We start from the raw sequence: 5833 nt of genomic DNA, 5'->3' as shown, positions 1-5833 counted from the left end.
GGTGCTTCTCTGGCCTCCCGCCGGGATATCCTGGGCTGGATTCGTCTGGTCCGGGACGAAGTCGGCAGCGTGGGCAGAAGCCTGGCGGACGCCCACGGCTTTGCCTATCCCCAGGAATTGGAGCAGACTGTGCGGCTCTGCTGGGCGGCGGACGGGCCGCTGCTTGACGGCACGGATGAAACACCCTAGCCCAGTCACAAGGAGGACCCTATGGCAAAGCTCAGACATATTGCGATAGCGACCCAGAATGCGGAGGAGACGGCCAAGTTTTACGTTGAGGTGTTTGGCATGACCCAGCTGTCCAGCATCGATACACCGATTGTATCGGGCGCGTTTCTGACCGACGGGACGATCAATCTGGCGATTCTGGATTTCAAGAACGATCAGGTCGCCGGCGCCGAGCGGGGCAAAAACTGGAGCGGCATCCACCACATCGGCTTTGAGGTCGAAAACCTGGAAGACATCGCTCAGAAACTGGCGGCGGCCGGCGGTAGCCCCCGCGAGGACATCAACCAGGCGCTGGGCATGGGCCTGGACAGTGGCCGCCACGGCAACGCCGAGGTGCGCTATAGCGGGCCGGACGGCGTGATGTTCGACGTGTCACAAACCGGCTGGGTTGGCACCGACCGCCGCCGCGCGAAGAAATCCTAAGCAGTCTGGCGAGGAAGGGAGAAGCACACATGGACAGAACGCAGATTGGCGTGGTCAAAGACTTGTTTCGCTATCCGGTGAAATCCATGCTGGGAGAACGGCTCGACGAGCTTGACATCAGCGCCACGGGTGTGGTCGGGGACCGGGCCTATGCCCTGCGGGAAGCCAACGGCCGGGTGATGACGGCCAAGAAGTGGGCTCGCCTGTTCGAGTTCTCGGCCCGCTATGACAGCCCGCCCACGGCCGAGGAGCTGGCCCCGCTCAGCATCAGCCTGCCGGACGGTCGGCGGGTGCAGGTCCAGGCCGCCGATGCCTCGGCCGTGCTGTCCGACGCGCTGGGCCGCCAGGTCGTGCTCGAACGCGCCCAGAGCGAGCAGCGCAACAAGGCCGAGATTGATCCAACGACCGTTTTCGGTGACCTGACGGTTGAGCAGGCGGCTCCGGAGTTGGGCGCCACGACCCTGCCCGACTTTTTTCCCCTGCCACCCGGCACCTTTTTTGACTCGGCCAGCATCCACGTCCTGGCCAGCGGCAGCCTGGCCCATGTAGAGAGGCTGATCGGCGACGACGCCCAACTCGACGCGCGCCGTTTCCGGCCCAACATTCTGGTTGAGACCGACCCCGGCCAGGACGGCTTTGTTGAGGACGGCTGGCTTGAGGGCAGCCTGGAAGTCGGTGGGCAGGTCAGGATCGTCCAGCTCCAGCCGGCCCTGCGGTGTGTGATGACGACCCACCAACAGACCGACCTCAAGCGTGATATGCGCATTCTGCGCACGGTCGCCCAGCAGCATCGTAACAAGCTCGGGGTGTTTGCCGCCATTGAGACGCCCGGCACGGTCCGGGTCGGCGACCCGGTCTTCCTGGTCACACAAGAGCCCGGCGCATGACAACACACAGCACCCAGGCCGAACAGCTACGGCAGGCCAAAATCGACCTGACCGCCGCCCTGCGCTGGGCCGACCGGCTGGGGCTGAGCGAGGGCATTTGCAATCACTTCAGTCTGGCCGTGCCCGGGACCACCGACCGCTTTCTGCTCAACCCCCAGGGTCTGCACTGGTCCGAGTTGCGGGTCAGCGATCTGCTCACCGTCGATGCGGCCGGCCGGATTGTCAAAGGCCACCGGCCGACCGAACCGACCGCCTTTTTCATTCACTCCCGTATTCATCGCAACCACCCGTCGGCCGCCTGCGTGCTGCACACCCACATGCCCTACGCCGCAGCGCTGTGTGCGCTCGATGGCGGTCGTCTGGAGTGGATCAGCCAGCAGTCGCTGCGCTTTTACGGGCGGGTGGCCTACGAGCCCGAGTACAACGGCCTAGCCCTGGACGAGGCCGAGGGACAGCGAATCAGCACCAAGCTGGTCAACAACAAGGTCGTCTTTCTGGCCAACCACGGGGTGGTCGTTACCGGCCCGGACGTAGCCACCGCGTTTGACGATCTGTACTACCTGGAGCGGGCATGCATGATTCAGGTCCTGGCGCAGTCAACCGGGGGAGCGCTCAAACGCATTGCCGACGAGGTCTGTCTGCGCACCCGGAGGCAGTTCGAGACCGAGCGCCAACAGGCCCGCTCGCATCTGGAGGCCATCGTCCGCATTCTGACCCGCGAGACACCCGAATTTCTGGAATGATATGCCTGAGCTGACCTTTGGGACGACCCTGGGATCGTTTGGCGCCGGGCTGGTGTCCGGATCGGTCCTGTGTGACTGGGCCGAGGAAATCGAGCGGCTGGGCTTTGATGTGCTGCTCTACCGCGACCATGTGTTGTGGCACAGCCCGGTGCTTGACCCGTTTACCGCCCTGGGCGCCTTTGCCGCCCGCACCAGGCGCATCCAACTCGGCACCGGCGTCCTGCTGCTACCGCTGCGCAACCCGACCCTGGTGGCCAAGGCCATCGCCACGCTCGACCACTTCTCGAACGGGCGGGCGCTGCTCGGGGTTGGCCTGGGCGGAGAGTTTCAGCCCGAGTATGCGGCCTGCGGTATTCCGCTGCGTGAACGGGGCAGACGTGCCAACGAGGCGCTCGAAGCCATCACCGCCCTGTGGACCAGGACACCGGCCGGCTTCAGCGGCCGCTTCTTTCAACTGGACGGGGCAGTCATGCAGCCGCAGCCGCTCCAGCAGCCACGCCCGCCTATCTGGGTTGGCGGGCGCTCGGAGGCGGCCCTGGCCCGGGCGGGTCGCTACGGCGACAGCTGGTTTGCCTATTTTGTTACCCCAGAGCGGTTTCGGACCAGCTTCGACATCGCCTTGGCTCACTGGCACAAACGCGACACGCCCAAAACCGGCTTCAGCGGCGGCATTGTGCTGTATTTCTGCCTGGCGCCGAGCTACGAGCAGGCCAAACACGAGGCCATTCGCTACCTGTCAACCGAGTACAACCAGGACTTCGCCCATCTGGCCGCCAAGTACTGCGCGCTGGGCTCGGTTGCCGAGTGTCTGGCGACCATCGAACGCTATGTCGAAGCCGGGGTGACCCACCTCAACCTGATTCCGCTGTGCCCCCCGCCGGCGGTCATGGACCAGCTCCGCCGGCTCAGTGCAGGGCTGCTGACCCGATTTCGGTCACAAAAAGCACAAGAAGATTGATGGGCGGGCGACGTCGTCGGCCGCCCGGGCCACGCTGGCATTTCCAGCCCGGACGATGCTATACAGACCGTAGTGACGAATAAGGAGGGACGAGCCATGGCAAAAGACTTTACCATCTGTGTGGGAACGGTTGGGGCTGGCGTGTGGTACAGCTCAAACGGCGGGGACAATTGGCGCAGAAGCAAAATGAAGCTGCCCTTTGACGACGAGCCCGGCGAAATCCAAATCCGGGCCCTGGCCGTTTCGCCCCACAACCCGAACCAGCTCTACGCCGGCTCCGAGGCCGGCCTCTATCGCAGCGACGACCGGGGCGCCAGCTGGAACTATATTGAGTCACCGATGTACGGCAAGCAGATCTGGTCGGTGGCGGTCAGCCCGGACGATCCGAACGAAGTCTGGGCCGGCACCAAGCCGCCGGCCGTGTACCACACCAAAGACGGCGGCCAGACCTGGGAGCAGGCTGCGGTCGAGACGGCCAAGGAATGCCTGGCCGGCGCCCCCAAGATCACCAACATCACCTTCGACCCGCGGGATTCCAAGACGATCTGGGTCGGGGTCGAGATCGACGGCGTGTATCGCAGCCAGGACGGTGGGGAGAGCTGGGAGCGCTTGCCGGACTTGGGTGACAGCGTCCTCAACCAGGATGTCCACGGCCTGACGATCAGCAATGGGCCGGAGCCGAAAGTGCTGGTTTCCACGCCGGACGGGGTCTGGTCCAGTCCCAACGAGGGACAAAACTGGGCGCTGCACGGCTTTCCGCGTTTTTACGAAAAAGACCAGATCTCCTACTGTCGTGGGGTGGCCGTCAAAGCCGACGACCCGGACACGATCTTCGTCGGCAACGGAGATTTTGTGCCGGGCAAGACCGGCGCCATTCAGCGCTCGACCGATGGCGGGAGAAGCTGGCAGGCGGCCGACCTGCCGGTGACCCCGAACTCGACCATCTACTGGTTCGGCACCCACCCGGCCGACCCCAATATCGTCGTGGCCAACAGCCTGCACGGCTATGTGTATACCAGTACCGACGGGGGCGCCTCGTGGGAAAAGGTCGAGCGTGAGTTTGGCGAGATTCGGGCCATCGCCTGGACACCAAACTAGAAGTGAGTATGCTGCCTCAGGGTGCATTGTTCCCCGGAGGAGAACCAGCCTGCCCCACCAATCCCCTTGCGCTGACGCGCTTCCCCCTCTGTAAGAGGAGCAGCGCATCAGTCTGCCGGGGCTGGCCCCTTCCCCCTTTATAAAAGGGGGACTGAGGGGGATTTTCTGTGCGCGAGCACCCCACACAAGAGGAGGAAGAGATGGCCGCACAACAGCAGGTCAGCTACAGTTTTAACCATCGCCATCTGATTGTTGACGACGTGCCAAAGACCGTCGCCTTCTACGAGGACACCCTGGGTGCCAAAAAAATCCAGGAGCTGGAGTTTCGCGGCATCCCGATCGTCCGCCTGGAGATGGACGGCCTGCCACTGACGATCTCGCAGCAGATCCACGCCGGGGTGGGCGACCACATCGGTCTGGCCGTGGATGACTTCGAGGCGGCAGTCGCCGGGCTGCGGGACAGGGGCGTGGAGTTCATCGTCGAGCCGACCGACATGGGCTTTGCCAAGTTTGCCTTCATCAAAGACGCGGCCGGCACCACGCTGGAGGTCATCCAGTTCATGGACCAGGACTGACACGGGAGGAGACACGATGGCGAGCATTCCACTCAGCGAGATTGAAATCTTCGGCAGGGGCACGCTACAGGCCGAGGATGTGGTGATCGACAAGGACGGCTTTGTATACGGCGGCGGCCGTAACGGCATCATGTACAAGGTCAGCCCCGACGGGCAGGTCAGCGAGCTGGTACAGCTGCCCGAGGGGTCCATCCCCAACGGGGTGACCATGGACAAGAACGGCGATCTGATCTACTGCGATCTGGGCAAACAAGCCGTGATGCGGGTGACCCAGGCCGGCCAGGTGTCGCTGATCGCCGACCGGGTCGGCGACGTGAAACTCACTCTGCCGAACTTTGCGACCTACGACGCCGAGGGCAATCTGTTTGTGTCCAACACCAGCACCGCCGACATCAACACGGTGCTGTCCGAGCTGTCCCAGCCGGCGCCCAACGGGGCCCTGGTGTGTATCCGGCCGAACGGCAAAAACGAGGTCGTGGCCACCGGTATTTATGCCGCCAACGGCACAGCCATTGATCCCCAGGAGGAAGCCGTGTACGTCCTGGAAAGCTCGCGCGACGACTGTCTGCGCATCGCCCTGAAAAAGGACGGCACGTTCGGTCAGGCCGAGGTCTACTCACAGAACTTTCCGTCGCTGCCGGACGGCATGGCCTTTGATACGGCCGGGGTGATGTACGTCACCCTGCCCGGCCGGGCCAAAGACGGCGCGCTGGCCCTGACCAACCAGATCATCAGGGTCGAGACCAACGGCGAGTGGACGCTGATGATTGACGATCCCGACAGCCAAAAGCTGGTTGCCCCAACCAACTGCGGCTTTGGCGGGCCAGGGCTGCAAGACCTGTATTTTGCCAACCTCGAAGGCGAGCATTTCAGCCGCATTCATACCAATGTGAACGGCCATCCGCTGTATCATCAGCGCTA

The 5833-nt window shown here is 63.6% G+C and carries 8 protein-coding genes; all 8 read left to right on the top strand.

Going from position 1 to position 5833, the window contains the following annotated elements; translation table 11 throughout:
- Nucleotides 1-189: hypothetical protein (locus J4F42_20700; protein ID MCE2487940.1), on the top strand; the 189-nt coding region annotated here is incomplete at its 5' end.
- Nucleotides 190-210: 21 nt separating this feature from the next.
- On the top strand, nucleotides 211-651 hold the full coding sequence (locus J4F42_20695) for a VOC family protein (GenBank protein ID MCE2487939.1): 441 nt from the start codon (nucleotides 211-213) through the stop codon (nucleotides 649-651).
- Nucleotides 652-680: 29 nt separating this feature from the next.
- Nucleotides 681-1538 (top strand): MOSC domain-containing protein, encoded by an 858-nt coding sequence (locus tag J4F42_20690; GenBank protein MCE2487938.1) that lies wholly within the window; start codon nucleotides 681-683, stop codon nucleotides 1536-1538.
- Complete coding sequence (locus J4F42_20685; GenBank protein MCE2487937.1) at nucleotides 1535-2281, top strand: aldolase; 747 nt, start codon at nucleotides 1535-1537, stop codon at nucleotides 2279-2281. Before J4F42_20690 ends, J4F42_20685 begins: the two co-directional genes overlap by 4 nt.
- 1 nt (nucleotide 2282) lies before the next feature.
- Nucleotides 2283-3239: a TIGR03619 family F420-dependent LLM class oxidoreductase gene (locus J4F42_20680; GenBank protein MCE2487936.1), complete on the top strand. Its 957-nt coding sequence runs from the start codon at nucleotides 2283-2285 to the stop codon at nucleotides 3237-3239.
- A gap of 96 nt (nucleotides 3240-3335) precedes the next feature.
- Nucleotides 3336-4337, top strand: a complete 1002-nt coding sequence (locus tag J4F42_20675) for a hypothetical protein (protein MCE2487935.1) — start codon at nucleotides 3336-3338, stop codon at nucleotides 4335-4337.
- A gap of 200 nt (nucleotides 4338-4537) precedes the next feature.
- Nucleotides 4538-4912 carry a VOC family protein gene (locus J4F42_20670; protein MCE2487934.1) on the top strand — a complete coding sequence of 125 codons (375 nt, stop codon included), beginning with the start codon at nucleotides 4538-4540 and terminating at the stop codon, nucleotides 4910-4912.
- Between the two features lie 16 nt (nucleotides 4913-4928).
- Nucleotides 4929-5833, top strand: a 905-nt coding sequence (locus J4F42_20665; protein MCE2487933.1) for an SMP-30/gluconolactonase/LRE family protein, incomplete at its 3' end; no start/stop codon positions are given.

Source organism: Desulfurellaceae bacterium (assembly GCA_021296095.1).
Classification (GTDB): Bacteria; Desulfobacterota; Binatia; order Bin18; family Bin18; genus JAAXHF01.
This window is presented reverse-complemented; position numbering and strand designations above follow the sequence as displayed.